The organism is Streptosporangium sandarakinum (assembly GCF_013409935.1).
Lineage (GTDB): Bacteria > Actinomycetota > Actinomycetes > Streptosporangiales > Streptosporangiaceae > Streptosporangium > Streptosporangium nondiastaticum.
The window spans coordinates 449,900-473,159 of sequence record NZ_JACCCO010000001.1 but is presented as its reverse complement, the minus strand read 5'-3'; the positions used below and the strand labels follow the sequence as shown (position 1 = coordinate 473,159).

At 72.3% G+C, this 23,260-nt stretch carries 17 protein-coding genes; 12 read left to right on the top strand and 5 right to left on the bottom strand.

What is annotated here, in order from left to right:
* Positions 1-46: 46 nt before the first annotated feature.
* The 3 genes from HDA43_RS02150 (at position 47) to HDA43_RS02140 (ending at position 4,052) form a co-directional block, all read left to right on the top strand.
* Positions 47-628: a sigma factor-like helix-turn-helix DNA-binding protein gene (locus HDA43_RS02150; RefSeq protein ID WP_179818051.1), complete on the top strand. Its 582-nt coding sequence runs from the start codon at positions 47-49 to the stop codon at positions 626-628.
* A 722-nt stretch (positions 629-1,350) separates the two neighbouring features.
* Positions 1,351-3,012: a tyrosine 2,3-aminomutase gene (gene cmdF, locus HDA43_RS02145; protein WP_179818050.1), complete on the top strand. Its 1,662-nt coding sequence runs from the start codon at positions 1,351-1,353 to the stop codon at positions 3,010-3,012.
* Between the two features lie 143 nt (positions 3,013-3,155).
* Positions 3,156-4,052, top strand: a complete 897-nt coding sequence (locus HDA43_RS02140) for a phytanoyl-CoA dioxygenase family protein (RefSeq protein ID WP_179818049.1) — start codon at positions 3,156-3,158, stop codon at positions 4,050-4,052.
* A gap of 74 nt (positions 4,053-4,126) precedes the next feature.
* Here the strand turns inward: HDA43_RS02140 and HDA43_RS02135 are convergent, their stop codons facing one another.
* Positions 4,127-5,005: a LysR family transcriptional regulator gene (locus tag HDA43_RS02135; RefSeq protein ID WP_179818048.1), complete on the bottom strand. Its 879-nt coding sequence runs from the start codon at positions 5,003-5,005 to the stop codon at positions 4,127-4,129.
* A 98-nt stretch (positions 5,006-5,103) separates the two neighbouring features.
* Here HDA43_RS02135 and HDA43_RS02130 point away from each other — a divergent pair, with 98 nt between their 5' ends.
* Positions 5,104-6,477 (top strand): MFS transporter, encoded by a 1,374-nt coding sequence (locus tag HDA43_RS02130; protein WP_179818047.1) that lies wholly within the window; start codon positions 5,104-5,106, stop codon positions 6,475-6,477.
* Positions 6,478-6,635: 158 nt separating this feature from the next.
* Here the strand turns inward: HDA43_RS02130 and HDA43_RS02125 are convergent, their stop codons facing one another.
* Positions 6,636-8,237 (bottom strand): 4-hydroxyphenylacetate 3-hydroxylase family protein, encoded by a 1,602-nt coding sequence (locus HDA43_RS02125; protein WP_246423884.1) that lies wholly within the window; start codon positions 8,235-8,237, stop codon positions 6,636-6,638.
* A gap of 117 nt (positions 8,238-8,354) precedes the next feature.
* Complete coding sequence (locus tag HDA43_RS02120; protein ID WP_179818046.1) at positions 8,355-9,599, bottom strand: acyl-CoA dehydrogenase family protein; 1,245 nt, start codon at positions 9,597-9,599, stop codon at positions 8,355-8,357.
* Between the two features lie 404 nt (positions 9,600-10,003).
* Here HDA43_RS02120 and HDA43_RS02115 point away from each other — a divergent pair, with 404 nt between their 5' ends.
* The 7 genes from HDA43_RS02115 (at position 10,004) to HDA43_RS02085 (ending at position 18,912) form a co-directional block, all read left to right on the top strand.
* Positions 10,004-10,462, top strand: a complete 459-nt coding sequence (locus tag HDA43_RS02115) for an SRPBCC family protein (RefSeq protein WP_179818045.1) — start codon at positions 10,004-10,006, stop codon at positions 10,460-10,462.
* Positions 10,463-10,574: 112 nt separating this feature from the next.
* Positions 10,575-11,357: a class I SAM-dependent DNA methyltransferase gene (locus HDA43_RS02110; protein WP_312872907.1), complete on the top strand. Its 783-nt coding sequence runs from the start codon at positions 10,575-10,577 to the stop codon at positions 11,355-11,357.
* The gene (locus HDA43_RS02105) at positions 11,354-12,484 is read left to right on the top strand and encodes a DegT/DnrJ/EryC1/StrS family aminotransferase (protein ID WP_179818044.1); all 1,131 of its coding nucleotides are present in this window, start codon (positions 11,354-11,356) and stop codon (positions 12,482-12,484) included. Before HDA43_RS02110 ends, HDA43_RS02105 begins: the two co-directional genes overlap by 4 nt.
* A gap of 161 nt (positions 12,485-12,645) precedes the next feature.
* Positions 12,646-13,866 (top strand): class I SAM-dependent methyltransferase, encoded by a 1,221-nt coding sequence (locus HDA43_RS02100; protein ID WP_179818043.1) that lies wholly within the window; start codon positions 12,646-12,648, stop codon positions 13,864-13,866.
* 224 nt (positions 13,867-14,090) lie between these two features.
* Positions 14,091-15,329, top strand: coding sequence for an acyltransferase family protein (locus HDA43_RS02095; RefSeq protein WP_179818042.1), 1,239 nt, complete (start codon positions 14,091-14,093; stop codon positions 15,327-15,329).
* 219 nt (positions 15,330-15,548) lie between these two features.
* Complete coding sequence (locus HDA43_RS02090) at positions 15,549-17,204, top strand: MFS transporter (RefSeq protein WP_179818041.1); 1,656 nt, start codon at positions 15,549-15,551, stop codon at positions 17,202-17,204.
* A 460-nt stretch (positions 17,205-17,664) separates the two neighbouring features.
* Positions 17,665-18,912 (top strand): cytochrome P450 family protein, encoded by a 1,248-nt coding sequence (locus HDA43_RS02085; RefSeq protein WP_179818040.1) that lies wholly within the window; start codon positions 17,665-17,667, stop codon positions 18,910-18,912.
* Positions 18,913-19,163: 251 nt separating this feature from the next.
* On the opposite strand, the gene HDA43_RS02080 is transcribed toward HDA43_RS02085, so the two are convergent.
* Both HDA43_RS02080 and HDA43_RS02075 read right to left on the bottom strand, forming a co-directional pair.
* Positions 19,164-20,171, bottom strand: a complete 1,008-nt coding sequence (locus HDA43_RS02080) for an NAD-dependent epimerase/dehydratase family protein (protein ID WP_179818039.1) — start codon at positions 20,169-20,171, stop codon at positions 19,164-19,166.
* Positions 20,168-21,514 carry a nucleotide sugar dehydrogenase gene (locus HDA43_RS02075; RefSeq protein WP_179818038.1) on the bottom strand — a complete coding sequence of 449 codons (1,347 nt, stop codon included), beginning with the start codon at positions 21,512-21,514 and terminating at the stop codon, positions 20,168-20,170. Before HDA43_RS02075 ends, HDA43_RS02080 begins: the two co-directional genes overlap by 4 nt.
* A gap of 380 nt (positions 21,515-21,894) precedes the next feature.
* Between HDA43_RS02075 and rfbH the strand changes: the two genes are divergently transcribed.
* Positions 21,895-23,199, top strand: coding sequence for a lipopolysaccharide biosynthesis protein RfbH (gene rfbH, locus HDA43_RS02070; RefSeq protein WP_179818037.1), 1,305 nt, complete (start codon positions 21,895-21,897; stop codon positions 23,197-23,199).
* Positions 23,200-23,260: the final 61 nt, after the last annotated feature.

Here is a 23,260-nt window from a genome sequence, read left to right as displayed (position 1 = left end):
CACGATCGACCCGGCCGACCGGGTCACCCTCGATGAGTCGATCAGCATGGCCTTCCTGGTCGTGCTCGAATCGATGACCCCGGCCGAGCGCGTCGCGCTCATCCTGCATGATGTCTTCGGCTACTCCTTCGCCGACGTGGCCGAGACCGTCGGCCGTACCCCGGCGGCATGTCGCCAGCTGGCCTTCTCGGCCCGCCGCCGCATCCGCACCTCGCGGTCTCCCGCGGCTCCGACGGCCCGGCAGGCCGGCATGGTCAGGGACTTCAAGCAGGCATGGGAGGCCAAGGACATCGACGCCCTCATCGGCCTCCTCGACCCCGGCGCCACGGCGATCGTCGACGGCGGCGGCCTCGTCAGCGCCGGGCTCCGCCCGATCGAAGGCGGCGAGCAGATAGCCCGCTACATCATCGCCATCACCCGCGGGGCGCCCGGCCTGACGCTCCTGGAGCGCACGGTGAACGGTCAGCCCGGCCTGGTGGCCCAGCAGGACGGCGTCACCGTGACGGTGGCGGCGTGCGACGTTGTAGGTGACCGGATCAAGCGCATTTGGGCGGTACGCAACCCCGACAAGCTCCGGCCGTGGACGGTGCACGGGGCTGAGGAACAGTGGGACGGCCATCGGCGGTGAGCCGGTCAGGACACGGGGCGACCGGGGAGGGCGAGGGCACGGGCGCGGCTCCCGTGACGATCCTTCGGCGTGGACACCTGAATGATCGGCAATAGCCCCGCGCTTTCGCGACCCGGCCACCGCGACCGGCCGAACCACGAAATCTCATCGACGCCGGGGCCGTGGCTAGTCCCAGGTGGTCCCGTCGCAGGACTTCCGAAGCGATTCCATAATGCGCTGGTTTTCTCTCATACGAAAACTCTGCGATCGGCGGGGCTTTACGGCAAGGCGCGGCGGAGGCAACATGTTGCCCTCCGTCGGCCACTTCCTGTCACCCGTTCCGCATGCCGGCGGCTCCGGGATCGCTCATCATCGAATGACCAGGGAGAACAGGGCGAGTCCCGGGCGCGGCGCCGCGTGGCGGGCGGCGCGCCCGGGGGCCAGCACGCCAGAAGATGCACCGGGCGACGCCCGGAAGTGACGATGTCGTGGTGAGGACCGCGCATATCCCGTATGCCGCGGGAGTCGCCGGCGACGACACCGCCGAGACTCCCCGGTATTCACGCCGGAATTCGGCCGACGCCGTTCCACACGGAACATCGACCGCCATTTTCGGCCGTAATTCGCTGCCGTGGGGGAATTCACGTCGCGATCCGACGTCCCGCGCACCGCACGGCCGCCCCGGTCGACGCACAAACCGTACCCGCTGAAGCCGTTAGCCCCTCTCTGGCGAGGTGAGAAACTTGACTCTGGTCGAGACCCAAACGTCGGTCGACTTCGATGGCGAGACCCTGGACATCGCCGCCGTGCGGCAGGTCGCCGAGGACGGCGCCGCCTGCGTCGTCTCCTCCGAGACGCTGTCCAAGGCCGCGGCCAACCGCGGCATGTTCGAGGACATCATCCGGCAGGGCATCCCCGTGTACGGCGTGACCACCGGTTACGGCGAGATGATCTACATGCTGGTCGACACCGACAAGGAGGTGGAGCTGCAGACCAACCTGGTCCGCAGCCACAGCGCGGGCGTCGGCCCGACCTTCGCCCAGGACGAGGCGAGGGCGGTCGTCGCGGCCCGGCTGAACGCCCTGTCCAAGGGTTACTCGGCGGTGCGTCCCGAACTGCTGGAGCGCCTCGCGCTCTACCTCAACCTGGGCATCACCCCCGCCATCCCCGAGATCGGCTCCCTCGGCGCGAGCGGCGACCTGGCCCCGCTCGCGCACGTCGCCTCCACCCTCATCGGTGAGGGATACGTCCTGCGCGAGGGCCGCCGCGTCGAGACCGCGCGGGTCCTGCGGGAGTTCGGCATCGAGCCGCTGCAACTGCGGTTCAAGGAGGGGCTCGCGCTGATCAACGGGACCTCCGCGATGACCGGCGTGGGCTGCCTGCTGGCCGGGCGCGCCATGGACCAGATCCGCCAGGCCGAGATCGTCACCGCCCTGATCTGCGAGGTCCTGCAGAGCTCGACCAGCCCGTTCGGGGCCGAGGGGCACGACATCGCCCGCCCGCACCGGGGCCAGATCGACAGCGCGGCGAACATGCGGGCCCTGCTGCGCGGCAGCGAGCTGGCCGTCGAGCACAGCGACCTGCGCCGCGCGCTCAGCGCCGACCCCGACCGCCTGCGCGCCCTGAAGTCGCGCGAGGCCTCCCGGCGCGGCTCGCACGAGGACGCGGACGGCGGTGTGCACCGTACCGAGGTCTACCTGCAGAAGGCCTACACGCTGCGCGCCATCCCGCAGGTCGTCGGCGCCGTCCGCGACACGCTGTACCACGTGACGGGCGTGCTGGAGACCGAGCTGAACTCCTCCAACGACAACCCGCTGGTCTTCGAGGGCCAGGAGGTCTTCCACGGGGCCAACTTCCACGGCCAGCCGGTCGCCTTCGCGATGGACTTCCTCACCATCGCCCTCACCCAGCTCGGCGTCTTCTCCGAGCGCCGCACCAACCGGCTGCTCAACCGGCACCTCAGCAACGGCCTGCCGGAGTTCCTCGTCGCGGGCGACCCGGGCCTCAACAGCGGGTTCGCCGGAGCCCAGTACCCGGCGACCGCGCTGGTCGCCGAGAACCGCACCATCGGCCCGGCCAGCACCCAGAGCGTGCCGTCCAACGGCGACAACCAGGACGTCGTCAGCATGGGCCTGATCGCCACCCGCAACGCGCGGCGGGTCATGCAGAACAACACCAGGATCCTCGCGGTGGAGTTCCTCGCCGCGGCGCAGGCGGTGGACGTGTCCGGCCGCTACGACCGGCTCAGCCCGGCGGGCCGGGCGACCTACGACGCGGTGCGGTCGCTGGTGCCGACGCTGAGCCACGACCGCTACATGGCCGACGACATCGAACTGGTGGCCGCGGCGCTGTCCCGCGGCGAGTTCGTCGGCGCCGTCACCCGAAGCGACGTCGAGCTGCGCTGAGGGGCCGGCCCGCCGTACGACCGCCCGCCGCGAGGCCGGGGGACGGCCGTACGGCGGGCACGGGCCGGCGGGCCGCCCGCCCGCCGGCCGTACCGAGCACGGAAACGAGCACGGAAACGGATCGCGGAGAAAGGCGGTTCACCATGGCTGGCCTGATCAGGGTGAGGCCGGACGCCGATCTCGACGATGTCGTCGAGATCCTGGAACGGGACGGGGCCGTCGTCGTCGAGGACTTCGTCGACCAGGAGACCCTCGCCGGGCTGTGGGACGACCTCGGGCCGTGCCTGGAGTCCCACTCCTACAGCGACAACTGGTACGACGGGCTGCGGACCAGGCGGGTGTCCTCGCTGTTCGCCCGTACCACGCGCCTGACGCCGGTGGTCACCCAGCGCCTCTACCTGGGGGCGGCCCGCGCCATCATGCAGCGGCCGATCCCCATGTGGATCGGCCGGTCCCGGCAGGAGATGATCCCCACCATCCAGATCAGCGCCACGCAGCTGATCCAGATCCACCAGGGCCAGGGCAAGCAGCCCCTGCACCGCGACGACGCGCTGCACCTGCGCTCGCACCCGGGCTCGACCAGCCGGGTGCAGATGATGCTCGCGATGAGCGAGTTCACCGCCGACAACGGCGGCACCCTGGTCATCCCGGGCAGCCACCACTGGGACGACGAGCGCGCGCCGAAGGCCGAGGAGGCCATCCCCACCGAGATGCCGGCCGGGTCGTGCCTCATCTGGCTGGGCGGCGTCTACCACGGCGGCGGCCGCAACGTCACCACCGTGCCGCGCACCGGCATGACCATCTCGCTGGACCTGGGCAACCTCCGCCAGGAGGAGAACCAGTATCTCGCGGTGCCCAGGGAGAAGGTGCTGGCCTACCCCGAGGAGGTCAGGCGGCTCCTCGGCTACGACCGCTGCCCGCCCGGCCTGGGCTGGGTGGAGATGAACGACCCGTACATCATGCTGGAGGACGAGGAGACCCGCCGCGCGGCCGGCGTGGACGTCGCCTCCGGCACCGCCCCCGCCACCGTCACCGGCTGACCCGCCGCCCGCCGTACCTCCGGGCGCCGCGGCGCCCGGCCGTCAGGGAGACGGCGCACGGTACGGCGCGGCGGTCAGGCCGCGGCGGCGTACAGCACGTCGCGCAGGCCGGGCAGGTCCTCCCGGTCGCCGCGCCAGACCAGCCGCAGCCGCAGATCCGGGACGGCCAGGCCGAGCCGGGTCAGCGCACCGGACCGCAGCGCCTCCGCCACGGCGAACTCCGGCAGCAGCGCGATCCCCAGGCCCCGCTCGGCCCAGGCCCGCATCACCGCGACCCCGCCGGCCCGGACCCGCTCCGGGCCCGGCCCGAGGATCCGGTCGGCGGCCATCCAGAAGGAGCAGGCCGGCACGTTGACCAGCAGCCGCTCACCGGCCAGGTCGCCGGGCGGCACGGGGGAGCGGCCGGCCAGCCGGTGGCCGGGCGCGGCGACCAGGGCGAGCGGGACGGGGTCGAGGTCGAGGAACGTCAGGGGTTCGGCCGGCGGCGGGAAGCCGAGGTCGCCCAGCGCCTCCCCGGTGTCCAGCAGCAGCGCCGCCTCCAGCCGCCCGCCGGCGACCCCGGAGAGCAACTCGTCCCGGCTCACCGCGGGGGCTACCTCCACGGCCAGGCCGGGACGGCGCTCGGCGAGCCGGGCCAGCACCCGGGGGACGAGCGTGGCGGCGATGGTCTCCAGCGCGCCCAGCCGCAGCACCCTCGGCCGCCCGGTCACCTCGCAGCGCGCCTGCTCGGCGGCGTCCAGCAGCCGCCGGGCCCAGAGCAGCATCCGCTCGCCCGCGCCGGTCGGCCGCATCCCCCGCGCGGTCCGCTCGAACAGCGGCACGCCCAGCGACCTCTCCAGCGCGCGGATCTGCTCGGAGACGGTGGAGGGCGCCAGCCCCAGCTCGTTGGCCGCGTCGGTCACCGTGCCGCCGCGTACCACCGCCTCGAAGGTCCGCAACTGGCGTAGCTCCACGCCGTCCCCCCGATCGCCCGCTCCGTTCGGAATTCCCGAACGGAGTGTACGGACGGCCCGGTGGAACCGGGAAGCCGGGAACCGGACAGTTGGTCCCCATGACCACTGTCGAATCCCCTTCCGGCGGGCAAACCGCCCGGTCCGGACGATCCGGGCACCCGGTCGCGCTCCTGGGAATCTCGCTCGGATACTTCATGGTGCTGCTCGACATGACCGTGCTGTCGGTCGCCGAGCCGGACCTGGCCGCCTCGCTGCACACCTCGGTCGCCGGCCTGCAGTGGGCGACCACCGGCTACACCGTCGTCTTCGGCGCCCTGCTGCTGACGGCCGGCGCGGTCGCCGACCGCCACGGCGCGCACCGCGTCTTCCGCGCCGGGGTCGCGGTCTTCGGCCTCGGCTCGCTGCTGTGCGCCCTCGCGCCGGCGCTGTGGGCGCTGGTCGGGGTGCGCGCGGTGCTCGGCGCCGCGGCGGCGGCCTGCGTGCCCGCCTCGATGGCGATGATCGCGCGGCTGTACCCGGACCCGGCCCGCCGCACCCGCGCCGTGGCGACCTGGGCGGCCGTCAGCGGGGCCGCGGTCGCCGCGGGCCCGATCGCCGGCGGCGCGCTGGTCGAGCTGGCCGGCTGGCGGGCGATCTTCCTGGTCAACGTGCCGCTCGCGCTGCTGGTGCTGGCCACGACCGCCGGGCGGGCGGTGGCCTGCCCGCGCGGCGAACGGCGCGTCGACTGGACGGCGCAGCTCGCGGTCTGCGCCGCCCTGGCGCTGCTGACCGACGCGCTGATCGCCGCGGGCTCGGAGTCCTGGGTCCACGTCGCCGTCTCCGCGGTGGCCGCCGTGCTCGCCGGGGCCGCGTTCGCGCTGCGGGAGCGGCGCAGTGCCGCGCCGGTCCTCGACCCGGCGCTGCTGCGCGGCCGGGGGGTGAGGACCGGCCTCGCGGTGGGGGCGGCGGTGAACTTCGCACTCACCGGCGACCTGTTCGTGCTGCCGCTGCTGCTGCGGCACGACCACCATCTCGGCCCGATCGCCAGCGGCCTGGCGTTCCTGCCGCTGACCCTGCCGTTCGCACTCAACCCCCCGCTGACCGGCCGGATCGTGGCCCGCCGCGGTCCGCGGGCGCCCATCACGGCCGGTGCGGCGCTGCTGACCGCCGGCGGCGTGGTGCTCGGCTGGGCCGCCTGGGCCGGCGCCGGGTACGGCGTGCTCGCCCTCGGGCTGCTGCTCACCGGGTTCGGGGTGTCGTTCGTCCTGCCGGCCCTGGCCGCCGCGGTCATCGGCGCGGCCCCGGAGGGCACGGCCGGGTCCGCGGGAGGCGTGCTCAACGCCGCCCGCCAGACCGGGGCGACCCTCGGCGTCGCAGCCATGGGAGCCCTCACCGGCCTCGGCGCCCCGGCGGGCCCGGCGGCCGCGCTCCTGCTGCCGGCCGTGCTGTGCGCCGCGGCCGGCGGGTGGTTCGCCCGCGTGTCCTCCCGCTGAGCGCGGCCGGCGTGCGGCTCGTCCACGAGCCCTCTCCGAGCGCGTCCGGCCCGGCCCCGGAGCGCGTCCGGCCCGGCCCCGGAGGGGGGCCGGGCCGGAAGGGGGGACGGAGCCGGCGGCCGGGCCTCACCGGGAGGCGCCGGTCCGCGTCGCCGCCGTCAGAGGTCGAACATGGCGCCGCGGACCTGGCGCAGGTCGTCGAAGGACGACAGGTCCGGGACGGTCCAGCCGTCCAGGTCGTACTCGGACATGCACTCCTCGACGAACGCCTTGTAGCCGTCCACCTGCCCGTTCGCCGTCTGCGCGGCCAGCAGCTCGACCCGGGTGTTCTCGTGGTTGCCGGCGTAGTTGCGCTCGTACAGCTCGTGCCGGCCGCCGAACTCGGTGCCGACCGCGTCCCACAGCAGCTTCATGACCTTGATCCGCTCGACCGCCTCCATGCCGCCCGAGCCGCGCAGGTACTTGTCGAGGTAGGGGCGGACGTCGGGGTTCTTGAAGTCGTCGGCGCTGGAGTTGATGTAGATCAGGCCGCTGGCGATGTCCTGCTGCACGATCTCCTTGACCCGGGGGTAGCCGATCTGCATGAACCACCGGTAGGCCAGGCCGTACTGCGGGTTGGGCAGCACCGCGCCGTTCGCCCACGCGACCGGGTTGCGCGCGGCGGCGTCGGAGAACGCCCAGAACAGGTTGCGCCAGGCCAGCACCTCGCCGATCCGGCTCTGCACGCCGCGGAAGTCCTTGGTGCCGGTCGCCTCCACCGCCTTGATCAGCAGGCCCGCGATGAACTCCAGCTTGACCGCCAGGCGGGTGCACCCGTGGAAGGTGAAGCGCTCGGGGAAGCCGGAGCGGCCGGTGAAGAGCTGGACCTTCCCCAGGTGCCCGTAGATGAAGACGTTCTCCCAGGGGATGAGCACCTTGTCCAGGACGAGGATCGTGTCGTTCTCGTCCAGCCGCGACGACAGCGGGTAGTCGAACGGGCTGCCCATGGCGGTGGCCGTGGCGGTGTAGGAGGGGCGGCAGATCAGCTTCAGGCCGGGCGCGCCCATCGGCACCGTCGCGACCAGCGCGAACTTCCGGTCCTTGATCGGCAGGCCGTAGTGGGCGATGAAGTTGTAGTGGGTCAGCGCCGAGCCGGTCGCGACGACCTTGGCGCCGCTCACCACCAGGCCGGCGTCGGTCTCCTTCTCCACGTGGACGAACACGTCGGCGACCTCGTCCGGCGGCCGGTTGCGGTCGACCGGCGGGTGCACGATCGCGTGGTTCCAGAACAGCACCTTCTCCTGCGACTCCCGGTACCAGCGCCGGGCGTTGTCGGAGAACGGCTCGTAGAACTCGGCGTTGGCGCCGAGCGTGCCGAGGAAGGCGGCCTTGTAGTCGGGGCTGCGCCCCATCCACCCGTAGCTCATCCGCGCCCACTCGGCGATGGCCCGCTGGTTGGCGACCAGGTCCTCGGCGCTGCGCGGCGTGGTGAAGAAGCTGTGCGTGTAGCCGTCGCTGCCGGTGTCGGTCGGCACCACGAGGGAGCCGCGCCGCTCCGGGTCGTGCAGCGCGTCGTACAGCCGCGCCGTCATCCGGACCGGGTTGTGGAACGCGGGGTGCGAGGTGACGTCCCTGACGCGGTCGCCGTACAGGTAGATCTCGCGGTCGTCGCGCAGGCTCTCGATGTACTCGGCGCCGGTCATCGGGCGCGTCTGCCGGCGCGCCGGACCGGCGGGCTCCGCGTTCCCGGTGCCGGACGCGCGGTCCTGAAGCTCAGTCAACGGACTTCTCCCTTCATTCCGCGTCGCCGGATGCGGCCCGCGGAGCGGTCTCAACCCGCGTCGCCGGATGCGGCCGGCGGGGACGGTCTCAACGCCGGAGGCCGGGCCTCCGCCGGGTCACTCGACGCCGAACCGGACCCGCGCCAGATCGCGCGGGGCGATGGTGGCGAGGAAGGTCGAAACTCCGGCATGGGTGACGAACATCGACATGTCACGCCAGATGCGCTCCATGCGCTCGCCGTTCCGCACCGCGCTGGAGCCCGCGGTCGGGTACAGGTGCCGCTCGACCGCGCGCCAGCACAGGTCCACCACCTCGCTGCAGATCCCGGCGATCCGCAGCTCCTGCTCCCGGGTGACGGCGGCCGGGCCCCGGGCGCAGGTCTCGCGCCACTGCCGGACCGCGTCCAGCGTCGCGGCCTCGGCCGTGGCGATCATGCCGGCGGCCTTGCCGTACCGGAGCTGGTAGTCGGGGTCCTCGGAGCGCGGCACGATCGGCGGGAAGGGGGTGGTCCGGCTGCGCATCAGGTCCTCGTAGGCGTCGAGCGCGCCCCGGGCGATGCCGACGGCCAGGGCGGCGTCCTCCATGACCATGAAGCTGAGCTGGCCGCCGCCGTACTCGGGGTTGCCGTGCAGCGCGCGGCCGGGCGTGCCCTCGGTGACGCTGACCTGGCTCATGTGGGTCCGCATGAGGAAGTGGGCGGGGATGCGCCCGTTCTCGATCCGGATGCTGTGCGAACCGCTGCCCTTCAGCCCGAGTGCCCTGCCCCAGTCGTCCAGGCGGGTCCACTCGCTGCGGGGGGCGATGAACATCGCCGGCTCGGGCTCGCCGCCGCCGTCGGGGGCGACCATCGCGTGACCGATGAAGTGCGTGGCGTACGGCGAGCCGGAGCAGTAGCCCCAGGTGCCGTTGAGCACCCAGCCGCCGTCGTCCGCGGGCTCGGCCGTGCCGCCGGGCATGACGGTCGCGGGGCAGATGAAGTGCCCGTCGCCGAAGACCTCCTCCTGCACCCGCTCCTCGAACAGCGTGGCCACCGCGAGCGCGTGCGCCGCGCCGAGGCAGTACATCCACCCGGTCGAGGGGCAGCCCCGGGTGAGCGCCATCGTCACCCGCATGAAGGTGTCGATCCCGAACTCGTAGCCGCCGTACCGGCGGGGGACCAGGATCCGGTAGAACCCGGCCCGGGTGAACTCCTCGTGGACGTCCTCGCCGTAGAAGGTGCGCCGCTCGGTCTCGGCCTGGCGCTCGACCAGGGACGGCGCGATGGCCTCGGCCCTCGCCACCATCTCCTCCGGCGTCAGGCCGGGCTCGGGCGGGGAGGGAGGGGAAAGGCGGCGCTCGGGAATGCTGGTGACGACTCCCATTCTTCGCGTGTCCTCACGGTCTCGTGGGCGGATGCGACATGCGCCAGCGTCACACCCGTCTTCGGGGCGGCGCATCTTTCGGGTTGCGGTCCGGTGGGCGGGCGCGCCCGCCCACCGGGGGGCGTTTCCGGGCGGCGGAAGCGGATTCTCCGGATGGGAGACGCAAGAGAGCATTCCTGAATAAGAAAAAGCGCCGGTCCGGGGCGAGAATCGCACCACCGGTACCTTGCTGGGCCTATAGGCTCTTCATGATCCCCGGCCGTGACCGTTGTCACGGGCCGCGGGACGACGGCGAGCCGGCCCATCCGGGTCTTTCGACACGCCGGCGGACGGCGGAGCCGGGCGGGCCGGCTTCGATCCGTGCAGAAGCCATTTCTTCCCTCAGGTCCGAGAAAGGACGACACATGACGAGCAGGATCGAGATCACTCGAACCTTCGATGCGCCGCGGGAACTGGTGTACGCCGCCTGGACCGAGCCCAAGCACTTCACCCACTGGTGGGGCGCCCCGCTGGACACGATCTCCATGGACGTCCGCCCCGGCGGTGAGTGGCGCGCCACGATCGTCGTCGACGAGCAGACCCAGGTTCCCTTCGCCGGCGTCTACCGCGAGGTCGTGCCGAACGAGAAGCTGACCTACAGCCTTCTCGACCTGAGCGACGACGCCGAGAAGGAGGCGGCCCGCCAGCAGCGGGACGGCGACACCGAGGAGCTGGTGACCGTCACCTTCGCCGACGCTCCCGGCGGCACCGAGCTGACCTTCGTGCAGGAGGGCAACCTGCCCGAGGACGAGGTGCCGCGGGCCACCGAGGGCTGGGGCTACTTCTTCACCGCTCTCGACGAGTACCTCAAGAGCGTCAAGTAACGCGGGGCGCGTTCCCGTGTGACGCGGCCGGGGCGGGCGGAGCGACCCGCCCGCCCCGGCCGCCGCGCCGTACGACACAGGGCGTTCACCGTCCGGGCCGGTTGGAGGAGCAGTGACCACTGACACCATCGCGAGGAACACCTCCGGCGACAGCGCGCCGGGGCACCGGGGCGCCAACGTCTACGGTGAGGAGGTCAGCGAGATCTACGACCTCCTCTACAAGAGGCGCGGCAAGGACTACGCCGCCGAGGCCGCCGTCATCGCCGGCCTGATCCGCGAGCGCGCGCCGCACGCCGCGTCGCTGCTCGACGTGGCCTGCGGCACGGGGGAGCACCTCGTCACGCTGCGGACCATGTTCGACCACGTCGAAGGGGTCGAGCTCTCCGACTCGATGCGGGAGCGGGCCCAGGGGAAGCTCCCCGGCGTGGCCGTCCACTCGGGGGACATCCGCGACTTCGACCTGGGCCGCACCTTCGACGCGGTCTGCAGCCTCTACGGCACGATCGGCTACATGTCCTCCCAGGCTGAGCTGGACGCCGCGATCGCCGCCATGGGCCGGCACGTGGCGCCCGGCGGCGTGCTGATCGCCGAGCCGTGGTACTTCCGAGAGGGGTTCGCCGACGGCCACATCGGCGACGACATCGTCCGCGAGCCGGGCCGTACGGTGACCCGGCTGGCGACCTCGGTGCGCACCGGGAACGTCGTCCGCGTGGAGGCCCACTACCTCGTGGCCGACGCCGCCGGGGTGCGGCACTTCGAGCACGCCCAGGTGATGAACCTGTTCGGCCGCGACGAGTACGCGGCGGCCTTCGTGCACGCCGGCTTCGAGCCCGTCCGCGTGGAGCCGGGCGACCTGCTGGCGGGACGGTCGCTGTTCGTCGGCGTACGGCGATGATCCCTCTGTTCCGCACCGCGGTCGCGCCCGGCACGGCCGAGCGCGTCACCGCGGTGGTCGACAGCGGCCGGTTCGGCCACGGACCGGCCGTCGAGGAGTTCGAACGCGCCGTGGGCGACCGGGTGGGCAACCCCAGGGTCGCCGCGGTGAACAACGGCACCTCCGGCCTGCACCTCGCCCTGCGGCTGGCGGGCGCCTACGCCGGCGCCCCGGGCGTCCCCGGCGGGCCGGGGGAGGTGCTGAGCACGCCGTTCACCTTCGAGGCCACCAACTGGAGCATCCTCGCCAACGGCATGCGCCTCACCTGGGTGGACGTCGATCCGGCGACGCTGAACATCGACCTGGACGACCTGGCGAAGAAGATCACGCCGGCGACCCGCGCGATCATGGTGGTCCACTGGGCCGGCTTCCCGGTGGACCTTGTCCGGCTCGCCCGCATCCTCGACGACGCCGAGGCCGAGCACGGCTTCCGGCCGGTGGTCGTGGAGGACTGCGCCCAGGCGTGGGGGGCCACCTGCGCCGGACGGCCGCTGGGCGGCCACGGCAACCTCTGCGTCTTCAGCTTCCACGCCACCAAGCACCTGAGCTGCGGAGGCGGCGGCCTGCTGACCCTGCCCGACGAGGAGTCCCTGCTGCGCGCCCGCCGGCTGCGCTTCTTCGGCATCGACCGGGACGCCGACCGGGTGAACGCCGACTACGACGTGGCCGAGTGGGGCTACAACTTCTACATGAACGAGATCAACGCGGCGATCGGGCTGGCGAACCTGGAGACGGTGGACGAGCGGGTCCGGCTGCACCGGCTGAACGCGGCGTTCTACGACGCGGAGCTGGCCGGCGTGGCGGGCCTGGAGCTCACCGCGCGGCCCGAGGGGCTTGAGTCGTCGTTCTGGCTGTACCCGGTGAAGGTCGACGACCGCGCGTCCTTCATGCGCAAGATGGCCGGCGCGGGCGTCACCGTGAGCGTGGTCTGCCGCCGCAACGACGAGCACGGCTGCGTGGCGGACGCCAGGACGCCGCTGCCGGGCGTGGACGCGGTCCACGACCGGGTGGTCAACATCCCGGTCGGCTGGTGGCTGACGCCGGAGGAGCGGTCGCACATCGCCGAGACGATCAAGTCCGGCTGGTGAGACCCGGGTGGCGTTTCCCGGGCGCCGCTGAAAACCCCTGAAAATCCCCGGAGACCCCTCTGGAAAACCCCGGAAGAATCACCGGAATTCCCCGGAAAAGAGGGGTTGGCCAGCGCAATCACCGATAAAGGGCCCGTGTCGCCCGGTGTTAACGTCGGGTCATGCATAATCCCTGTCGAATCTGTGGCGGAACCGTCAAGGGGTCGATCGACCTCGGGCGCCACCCCCGTGGAAACGCCTTCCCTCGGCCGGGGGAGACGGCGGACGAGTTCTTCTACCGGCTGGTCGTCGGAATGTGCGACGTGTGCACGATGGTCCAGCTGCTGGAGGACATCCCGCAGGAAGTCCGGTATCACGATGAATACCCCTACCACGCCTCCGGGTCGGCCATTCACCGGCGGCACTTCGAGGAGATCGCCCAGGGGTTCCTCGACACCGAGCTGACCGGCCCCGACCCGTTCGCCGTCGAGATCGGCAGCAACGACGGGGTCATGCTCGCCAGGATCGCGCGGGCCGGCGTGCGCCACCTGGGCGTCGAGCCGTCCCGGCAGGTGGCCGAGATGTCGAGGGCCAAGGGCGTCCGGGTGCTCCCGGAGTTCTTCGACGAGGGGACCGCGGAGCGGATCCGCGCCGAGCACGGCCCCGCGGACGTCATGTTCGGGGCCAACGTGATCGCGCACATCTCGCACCTGGCCTCGGTGCTCCGCGGCGCCGCCCTGCTGCTGGCCCGCACCGGGGTGTTCGTCTTCGAGGAGCCCTACCTCGGCAGCGTCGTCGAGAAGACCGCCTTCGACATCCTCTACGACGAGCACTCGTTCGTCTTCTCCGTCCGGGCGATCCAGGCGGCGGCCGAGCGCTTCGGCCTCGAACTCGTCGACGCCCGGCCCATGGAGATCCACGGCGGCTCGATGCGCTACACCCTGGCTCCGGCGGGGGCGCGGCCGGTCTCACCCCGGGTGGGCGAGCTGCTGGAGAAGGAGGCCGCCCAGGGGCTCGGCGAGCACGCGACCCTGGAGGAGTTCGCCCGCCGGGCGCGGACCGTCCGCGACGACCTCACCGCGCTGGTGCGGGACCTGCACGCCCAGGGCAAGCGGATCGTCGGCTACGGCGCGCCCGCGAAGATCACCACGGTGACGAACTACTGCGGCATCGGCCCGGACCTCATCCCCTTCGTGTGCGACTCCACGCCGTCGAAGCAGGGTCGCCTGGTCGCCGGGACGCACATCCCGGTCAGGGCGCCGGAGGCGTTCTCGGCGGACCACCCCGACTACGCGCTGCTGTTCGCCTGGAACCACGCCGAGGAGATCATGGCCAAGGAGCGGGAGTTCGCCGAGCGCGGCGGCCGGTGGATCCTCTACGTGCCCGACGTCCACATCGTGTGAGGCCGCCCGGCGACGCCGGGACGGCCGAGGGCGTCCGGCGACGCCCGGTGAAGCGGGGGCGCCCGTTTGTCAGCACGTGCGGAGATGCGTCCCCGGAAGGGGAGCGCGAATCATGGTGACCGTCCGGTCGCCCCGTTCCGCGACCGCCCCCGGTTCCCCACCTCGCCGGCCAGGGCAGCCCCGCAGACTCGCCGGCCAGGGCGGCCCAGAAGAAAGGAAGAGCCATGGTGTCCGTGGCAACGTCATCCGGCCAGGCCGGCGCTCCAACCGAGCGCCGCCCCGATCTGCCAGCGCTGACGGGGATGCGCATCATCGCCGCACTGCTGGTCTTCCTCTGCCACGCCGTGCTTCCGGTGACCTCCGGAAACCACAACCCCCCGATGCCGTACGGCGACCAGGGGCTCACGATGAACCTGCTGTGGTTCTTCTCCGCGGGCGGGCAGATCTCCCTGTCGTTCTTCTTCCTCCTGAGCGGGTTCATCATCACCTGGTCCACCCGCCCGGGTGACCGGGTCCTGGCGTACTGGCGCCGCCGCGTCGTGAAGATCTTCCCCAACCACGCGGTCACCTGGGCGCTGGCCATGATCCTGTTCGCGGGGGCCTACACGCCGTACTGGGGTCTGCCGAACCTCTTCCTGGTCAACTCCTTCTCGCCCGACCCGGCGCTGTGGGGCGGGGCCAACATGCCGGCCTGGTCGCTGGGCCCGGAGATGTTCTTCTACCTGCTGTTCCCCCTGCTGATCATCCCGATCAGGAAGATCGCCGAGAACCGGCTGTGGCTGTGGGCGGTCGCCGCGGTCGCCGCGATGGCCGCGCTCTGCCTCATCACCGTCTACCTCATCCCGGACTCCCCGACCTACCCCGGTGAGCCGCAGTCGCTGCCGCAGTTCTGGTTCAGCTACATGTTCCCGCCGGCCCGCCTGGTCGAGTTCGTGCTCGGCATGATCGTCGCCCGCCTCGTCATCAGCGGCCGGTGGCCGCGGATCGGCGTCGTGCCCGTCGTGCTGTTCATGATGGTCGGCTACGCCGCCGCGCTGGTGGCCCCCGCCCCGTTCAACCAGACGCTCGTCTCGGCGGTTCCGTTCGCCGTGGCGATCGGCTCCCTGGCCGTGACCAACATCGGCGGCACCCGCACCGTGTTCGGCAGCAGGCCGATGGTCTGGCTGGGCAACATCTCCTTCGCCTTCTACCTGACCCAGTCCTTCATCCTGTTCTACCTGCTCCCCAAGCTCTTCGGGCAGGCCGGCTACGGCGTCGTGGGCGGCACCGCGCTCATCCTCGGGATGATCGTCGCCAACATCGTCGCCGGGTGGGCGCTGCACACGCTGGTGGAGAGGCCCGCGATGCGCTGGTGGAGCGGCTCCCGCAGGACCCGCGCCCCCCGCGGTGAGGTCCAGGAGGCCCCGCCCGCGCCGGCGCCGGTGCCGGCCGGCACCGCGAGCTCCGCGGGCTCGATCGACTAGCCGGGTTCGCCGTACGGCGGGGGCTGCCACGGCGGAGATCGGAAAAGAGCGCAGTCTGGCGGAAGCGCGGAGGGGGGCGCCGCCGGGAGACTGGCCGGTGCGCATGTCACCGCGGGAGCACCGCGGGGGCGTGCGCACCGGAACGCCGACCTGACAACGACCCTCCGGCCGCGCCGTCGGATCCGCCGGCCGGGGGCAATGCCGAAGGAGGGATCTCCGATGGACACCACCCCCGAGGCCGGAGCCGTGCGCGCCGGCCCGCGCCAGTGGGCCGGACTGGCCGTGCTGGCCCTGCCCACCCTGCTGCTGTCGCTCGACATGAGCGTCCTGTACCTGGCCCTGCCGCATCTGAGCGCAGAGCTGGACGCCACCGCCACCCAGCAGCTGTGGATCACCGACATCTACGGCTTCCTCATCGCCGGGTTCCTGGTCACCATGGGCGGCCTGGGCGACCTGGTCGGCAGGCGGAAGCTGCTGCTGATCGGCGCGGCCTGCTTCACCGTCGCCTCGGTGGCGGCCGCCTACTCCTCCAGCGCCGAGATGCTGATCGTCTCCCGCGCGCTGCTCGGCGTCGCCGGGGCCACGCTGATGCCCTCCACCATGGCGCTGCTCGGCAACATGTTCCCCGACCCCCGGCAGATGGGCACCGCCATCGCCGTCTGGATGAGCTGCTTCATGGGCGGCATGGCGCTCGGGCCGCTGGTCGGCGGGCTGATGCTGCAGCGGTTCTGGTGGGGCTCGGTGTTCCTGCTGGCCATCCCCGTCATGGCGCTGCTGCTCATCGCCGGGCCGCTGCTGCTCCCCGAGTACCGCGACCCCGCGGGCGGGCGTATCGACCTGGCCAGCGTGGCGCTGTCCCTGGCCACCATCCTGCCGTTCGTCTACGGCCTCAAGGAGCTCGCCAAGCACGGCTGGGAGCCGCAGTACCTCCTGTCCATCGCGGTGGGGATCATCGTCGGCGTCTTCTTCGTGCGCAGGCAGCGGACCCTGGAGACGCCGCTCCTGGACCTGCGCCTGTTCGCGCACCGCACGTTCCGGGCCGCCCTGGTGGTCATGGTGCTGGGCGGGGCCGCCAGCGGCAGCTTCTTCCTCGTCAGCATGTTCCTCCAGACCGTGAAGGGCATGTCGCCGCTGGAGGCGGGGCTCTGGCTGGTGCCGTCGACGGGCGCGACCATCGCCAGCGTCATGCTGGCCCCGGTCATCGCGCGGCGGTTCCGCCCCGGCCACGTCATCGCCGCCGGCCTGACCGTCACCGCGGTGGGCTACCTGATGCTGAGCCAGGTGGACGGCTCCACCGGGATGGCCTTCGTCTTGACCGGCCTCATCGTCGGCGCCGTCGGCGCCGGCCCCATGGGGGCGCTCGGCACCGGGCTGATCTTCACGTCCGTCCCGCCGGAGAAGACCGGCGCGGCCTCGGCGATCTCCGAGACCGGCGGCGAGTTCGGGATCGCGTTCGGCGTCGCCGTGCTGGGCAGCGTCGGCGCCGCCGTGTACGGCAGCCAGATCACCGTTCCCGACCAGGTCCCGGCCGCGGCGGCCGCCGCAGCCCGGGAGGGCATCGCCGGCGCCGTCGGCGCGGCCGAGCAGGTGGGCGGCACCCTCGGGGCCGAGCTGCTCACCGCCGCCCGAGAGGCGTTCACCACCGCGATGAACTCCGCCACCGGTGCCAGCGCCGCGCTGGCCCTGGCGCTGGCCGTCGTGGCGGCGATCGCGCTCGGGCACGTTCCGCCCACCGGCCAGGCCGAGGCCGCCGCGGGCGCCGAGGGCGGGCCGGAGCAGGCGGGGGAGGCCGCCGCGACCGCCCAGGACGGGCGGGCCGGCGAGCACTCCGCGCCCGCGGGCGCCGCCGCCGAGACCGCGAACGCCTCCGGCTGACGCCGGAACCGTCCCCGGCCGAGCCTGAGGAACACCTCCGGCCGCGTCGGGGGGAACGCCTCCGGCCGAAGGCCGGAACCGCCCGGCGGCCACGCGTCCCGTGGCCGCCACCGGCGCGTGAGGGCCGTGGAGCCACCGCGGCCGGAAGCCGCCACGCCGCACCCCCGGCGTGGCGGCTTTTTCGTGCGGTCCCCCGGAGCGGCCGCACCGGGTTACGGGGTCCACGGGGGCTCCGCGGGACCCGGCCCACGGGGCTCCCGGTCATTTCGTATTCGGAATTGCTGACTTACCGCATCGCATTCCCGGACACTTTCCGGGCGGCCCGGATGGAAATAGCCTTGGAATGTGGCGCCATGCCGGGGCGGAATTCCCATCCGCCGGCGGCGTCGTATTTCCCGCATATCTTCTCATGGTGTTCCGACACCACGACCAGCTCCACCACGAAACCCGGGAGACATCCGTGGAAAGACGCTGCCCTGTCCTCGACACCACCGGCCGAGACCTCCACGGGGAGACGGACCGCCTGCGCGCGCTCGGCCCCGCCGTACCCGTTGAGCTCCCCGGAGGCGTCATCGCGTGGTCGGTCAACCGCCACGACGTCATCAGGAAGCTGCTGACCGACCCCAACGTCACCAAGAGCGCCCGCAACCACTGGCCCGCGTTCATCAACGGTGAGATCCCGCCCGACTGGGAGATGATCAGCTGGATCGCCATGGACAACATGGTGACGGCCTACGGCAAGGACCACGTCCGGCTGCGCAGGCTGGTCGGCAAGGCGTTCACGCCGCGCCGTACCGAGGCGATCAAGCCGCGCATCGCCGAGCTGACCGGCGAGCTCATCGACGCCCTGGCCGCCGTCCCGCCCGGTGAGGTCGTGGACCTGCGCCAGCGCTTCGCCTACCCGCTGCCGGCCCGCCTGGTGGCCGACCTGATCGGCATGTCCGAGGAGGCCCGGGTCGAGACCGCGAAGGTCATCGACATGATGGTGGACACCACCGTCACCCCCGAGCAGGCCCAGGCCATCCTGATGGGCTGGCGCGGCGCGATGGAGGAGCTCATCGCCGAGAAGCGCCGCAACCCGGGTGAGGACATCACCAGCGACCTGGTCGCCGCCCGCGACGAGGACGGTTCTCGCCTGTCGGAGGTCGAGCTGACCGACACGATCTTCGCGATCCTCGGCGCGGGCTCCGAGACCACGATCAACTTCTTCGACAACGCCATCACCGCCCTGCTCACCCACCCCGACCAGCTGGAGCTGGTCAGGTCGGGCCGGGCGAGCTGGGACGACGTGATCGACGAGACCCTGCGGGTGGAGTCGCCGCTGGCGCACCTGCCGCTGCGCTACGCGGTCACCGACATCGAGCTCGACGGCGTCACCATCCCCAAGGGCCAGCCGATCCTCGTCAACTACAGCGCGGTGGGGCGCGACCCCGCCCTGCACGGCGACGAGGCCGGCCGCTTCGACATCACCCGGCAGGACAAGGAGCACCTGTCGTTCGGCCACGGCCCGCACTTCTGCCTCGGCGCCGGCATCGCCCGCGCCGTCGCGACCATCGGCCTGTCCTCGCTGTTCGAGCGGTTCCCCGGGCTGAGCCTGGCCGCGGACCGCCGGGACCTGCAGCCGCTGCCGACGTTCATCATGAACGGCCACCGCGCCCTGCCGGTGCGGCTGACCGCCCAGGTGCCCGCCGAGGCGGGCGCCCGCTGAGCGCCTTCTGACGAAGACCCCGCGCGGCCACCGGCCGGGTCCCCTGTCCGGGGGCCCGGCCGGACCCGTGCCGGCCTCTTCCGGGCCGCGGAGGTCCCCGGGGGACTCCGTACTCCCGCCGGGACTCCGGGCACGCGAAAGATCCGGCCGGCGCGTGCCGCGCCGGCCGGATCTCCCATGTGCCGTCCGCCGGAGGACGCGGACGGCGGTCCCGTCCGCCGGAGGACGCGGACGGGTGGTCCCGTCCGCCCCTACCGGCCGTCCCCGCCGGTGGCCCCGCTGTCGGGCAGGGCCAGCCACCAGGGGTTGGCGCGGGCCCAGGCGATGGTCCTGGCCAGGCCCTCGCGCAGGGGCGTCCCGGCCTCCCAGCCCAGGACCCGGCGCGCCTTGCCGCTGTCAGGGATGCGCCGGGGCACGTCCTCGTAGCCGGACCCCAGCTCCGCCCGGGTGTCCACCGCGACGCTCGTCGTGCCGGCGCCGGTGAGCGCGGCGACCAGCCCGGCCGCGTCGCCGACGGTGGTCTCCTCCATGCTCCCCAGGTTGAACGTCTCCCCGGCCGCGGCCGGGTGGGAGGCGGCCAGCAGGGTCCCTTCGACGGCGTCCCCGACGAACGTGAAGCAGCGGGTCTGCTTGCCCCGGTCGTAGACCACGACCGGGCGCCCGTTGAGCGCGCGGTGGATGTTCCGGCTCACCACGAACGCCGGCCGCTGCCGGGGTCCGTAGGCGTTGAAGTACCGCACGATCGTCGCCTCCAGCCCGTGCTGGCGGCCGAACGCAAGGGTCAGGTGCTCGGCCAGCGCCTTGGCCGAGGAGTAGGTCCAGCGGTCGGCGGAGGTCGGGCCGAGCACCCGGTCGGCCTCCTCCGACCACGGCACGTCGGGGTTCTTGCCGAACACCTCGCTGGTGCTCGCCACCACGACCCGGGCCCCGACGGCGGCGGCCCGCTCCAGGACGTTCCTGGTGCCCTGGAAGTTGATGTCGATGACGTCGAGCGGGCGGGCGAGGTACTGGTCCACCCCGACCACGGCCGCGAGGTGGTAGACCACGTCCACGCCCCTGGTGATCGCCTCGGCGAGGCCATCGGGGTCGCGGACGTCTCCCCGGACCTGCCGGGCGTGCTCGCGGGCGAGCCGCTGGTCGTCCGGGAGCGGCCCGCTGTCGAAGACCGTCACCTCGTCGCCCCGGCCGATGAGGCGCTCCACCAGGTGGCTTCCCACGAACCCCGAGCCGCCGGTGACGACGGCGCGTACCGGGCTCACCGCCCGATCCCGCGGTAGACGTATCCCAGCCGCCGCAGCTCGGCGATCTTCTCCTTGGGGTAGTAGGCGCGGCCGTCCAGGAGCAGGCACGAGGGCGCCACGGGCAGCGCGGCGAAGTCGATGTCGCGGAACGCCCGGTGCATGGCCAGGACCGCGACGCAGTCGGCGCCGCGCACCGCCTCCTCCAGGGTCCCGGCCGGCCGCAGCTCCAGCTGCTCCTCGGCCTGGACCGGGTCGACCAGCGGGTCGAAGGCGCGGACCTGGACGCCGGCCTTGCGCAGGGCCGTGACGACGCCCTCCACCGGCGTCGCCCGCAGGTCGCCGGTGTCGTTCTTGAACGCCAGCCCCAGGATGGCGACCGTGCAGTCCGCGGGGTCCTTGCCGAGCCGCAGCAGCTCGTCCACGACGAGCTGCGTCGTGTACTCCGGCATCGCGGCGTTGACCTCGCGGCCGAGCGGCGCGGTACGGATCTCCACCCCGCGCGTGCGGGCGGTGTGCCAGACCATCCACGGGTCCTTCACCAGGCAGGAGCCGCCGACCCCGATGCTGGGCAGCAGGATGTTGACGTTGCCCGTGCCCTTGGGGACCGTGTTGGCCGCCGCGATCACGTCCAGCACGTCCACGTCGAACGGCGCGCAGAACTTGGCGAGCTCGTTGGCGAGCGCGATGTTCAGGTCGATCCACCAGTTGTCCGCGAGCTTCACGATCTCGGCGGTCTCCGGGGAGGCGACCGGGATGACGTCCACGCCCAGGCCGCCCCGCCAGAACGCCGACGCGGCCAGCGTGCTGTCCTCGTTCACCCCGCCCACGGTGATGGGGAGCGCGCGCAGCTCGCGCAGCGCGGTGCCCTCGGCGAAGCGCTCGGGGGAGAAGGCGAGCCCGAAGTGCTCGCCGGCGCGCAGCCCGCTCCGCTCCAGCAGCGGCCGCACCAGTTCCCTGGTGGTGCCCGGCGGGACGGTGCTCTTGACCACCACCAGCTGCCCCTCCCGCAGGTGGGAGCCCAGCCGGGCGCAGGCCGCGCGCAGGTGGTCGTCGAACAGCGAGCCGTCGGGATGGACCGGGGTGCTGACCGCGATGAGCACGACGTCCGCCGCGCGGACGGCGGAGTAGTCGGTGGTGGCCGTCAGCCGCCCGCCGGCCACGGCGCCCGCGATCAGCTCGGCCAGGCCCTTCTCCTGGTAGCGGCAGTGGCCGCCGGCCAGCTCGTCGACCAGGTCGGCGTTGATGTCCACGCCCGTGACGTCCCAGCCGCGGTCGGCCAGGAGCGCCGCGATGCACGAGCCGACATAGCCGAGCCCCACGATCGCGACTTTCGGGTCTTGCCGGTCGGGTAGGAAACGCATCGACGCTCCTATCGGAAGAAATAATGAGAATTGATTTCCGTGGTCAGGGCGCGTCCATTTTCGTTTCCGTCCGTCGATCGCCCTGGCATGCGTCTTCTAGCGCATCGTCATTCTTGGCCGTCCCGCACCGCATCTCCTGGATTGCGAGATGGGAGGGGGTGCGGGCCGCCCGGAAACCCGGCAATCCACAAGATGCGCGGCCCGGCCGCCGTGGCGAATGCTGGGGCGGTGCGGCCGGAAAGGCGCCCCTCCGCGCCCGGCACCCGCGGCTCCGCGAGGCGCCGGTCACGGCGGCCGGGGCGCCGGCGGCGCCGTTCTCCCGCGCCGCGGCCGCCACGCCGGAAGGCCCCGGCACCCGCCGATCGAGACAAGGACCGTACATGAACGATCACAAGGCTCTGATCCTGGACGAGGTCCGCAAGTATCACCAGGACGTCCAGACCAGCGGGGAGTTCGTGCCCGGGGTCACCGAGATCTGGCCGACCGGCGCGGTGCACGACGTCGAGGACCGGGTGGCGCTGGTCGAGGCGGCCCTGGACCTGCGCGTGGCGGCCGGGAGCCGGGCACGGAAGTTCGAGTCGGTCTTCGCCCGGAAGATCAAGCGGCGCAAGGCCCTGCTGACCAACTCCGGCTCCTCGGCCAACCTCCTCATCGTCTCCGCCCTGACCTCCCAGAAGCTGGGGGACATGCGCCTGCGGCCGGGCGACGAGGTGATCACGGTCGCGGCGGCCTTCCCCACCACGGTGAACCCGATCCTGCAGAACGGCCTGGTCCCGGTCTTCGTGGACGTGGAGCTCGGCACGTACAACCCCACGGTGGAGGCCGTGGAGCGGGCGATCGGGCCGAAGACGCGGGCGATCATGATCGCGCACACCGTCGGCAACCCCTTCCCGGTGGCGGAGATGGCGCAGCTCGCCGCGGAACACGACCTCTTCCTGATCGAGGACAACTGCGACGCCCTGGGGTCGAAGTACGACGGCGAGCCGACCGGCACCTTCGGCGACATGGCCTCCATCAGCTTTTACCCGGCGCACCACATGACGATGGGGGAGGGCGGCTGCGTCGTCACCTCCAACCTGGCCTTCGCCCGCATCGTGGAGTCGCTGCGCGACTGGGGGCGCGACTGCTGGTGCGAGCCCGGCGAGAGCAACACCTGCCTCAAGCGCTTCAGCTACCAGATGGGCACGCTGCCGGAGGGCTACGACCACAAGTACATCTACTCGCACGTCGGCTACAACCTAAAGATCACCGAGCTGCAGGCCGCGCTCGGCCTGAGCCAACTCGACAAGATCGACGAGTTCTGCGCCGCGCGGCGACGCAACTGGCGCCGGCTGCGCGAGGGACTCGACGGCGTCCCGCACCTGGTGCTCCCCGAGGCGACCCCGCGCAGCGACCCGAGCTGGTACGGCTTCGTCCTCACCGTGGACCCGCAGGCGCCGTTCGGCGCCAAGGAGCTGGTGGACTTCCTGGAGGACCGCCGGATCGGCACCCGCCGGCTGTTCGCGGGCAACATCATCCGGCACCCGGCCTACACCGACCGGGAGTACCGGATCGTCGGGGAGCTCACCAACACCGACGTCATCACCACCCAGACGTTCCACATCGGCGTCTACCCCGGCCTCACCGACGAGATGATCGACTACGTCGTCTCCTCCATCAAGGAGTTCGTGCGGGCGCGCGGATGACCGGCCGGACCGGGCCCGGCGGCCCGCGCCGATGACCGGCCGCGCCGGGCCCGGCGGCCTC

Coding starts and splice junctions, on each gene's coding strand:
- HDA43_RS02130 (WP_179818047.1), top strand. CDS start 5,104: ATGACCACTGTCGAATCCCCTTCCGGCGGGCAAACCGCCCGGTCCGGA.
- HDA43_RS02150 (WP_179818051.1), top strand. CDS start 47: ATGGCCTTCCTGGTCGTGCTCGAATCGATGACCCCGGCCGAGCGCGTC.
- HDA43_RS02140 (WP_179818049.1), top strand. CDS start 3,156: ATGGCTGGCCTGATCAGGGTGAGGCCGGACGCCGATCTCGACGATGTC.
- rfbH (WP_179818037.1), top strand. CDS start 21,895: ATGAACGATCACAAGGCTCTGATCCTGGACGAGGTCCGCAAGTATCAC.
- HDA43_RS02095 (WP_179818042.1), top strand. CDS start 14,091: ATGGTGTCCGTGGCAACGTCATCCGGCCAGGCCGGCGCTCCAACCGAG.
- HDA43_RS02100 (WP_179818043.1), top strand. CDS start 12,646: ATGCATAATCCCTGTCGAATCTGTGGCGGAACCGTCAAGGGGTCGATC.
- HDA43_RS02115 (WP_179818045.1), top strand. CDS start 10,004: ATGACGAGCAGGATCGAGATCACTCGAACCTTCGATGCGCCGCGGGAA.
- HDA43_RS02105 (WP_179818044.1), top strand. CDS start 11,354: ATGATCCCTCTGTTCCGCACCGCGGTCGCGCCCGGCACGGCCGAGCGC.
- HDA43_RS02075 (WP_179818038.1), bottom strand. CDS start 21,514: ATGCGTTTCCTACCCGACCGGCAAGACCCGAAAGTCGCGATCGTGGGG.
- HDA43_RS02090 (WP_179818041.1), top strand. CDS start 15,549: ATGGACACCACCCCCGAGGCCGGAGCCGTGCGCGCCGGCCCGCGCCAG.
- HDA43_RS02120 (WP_179818046.1), bottom strand. CDS start 9,599: ATGGGAGTCGTCACCAGCATTCCCGAGCGCCGCCTTTCCCCTCCCTCC.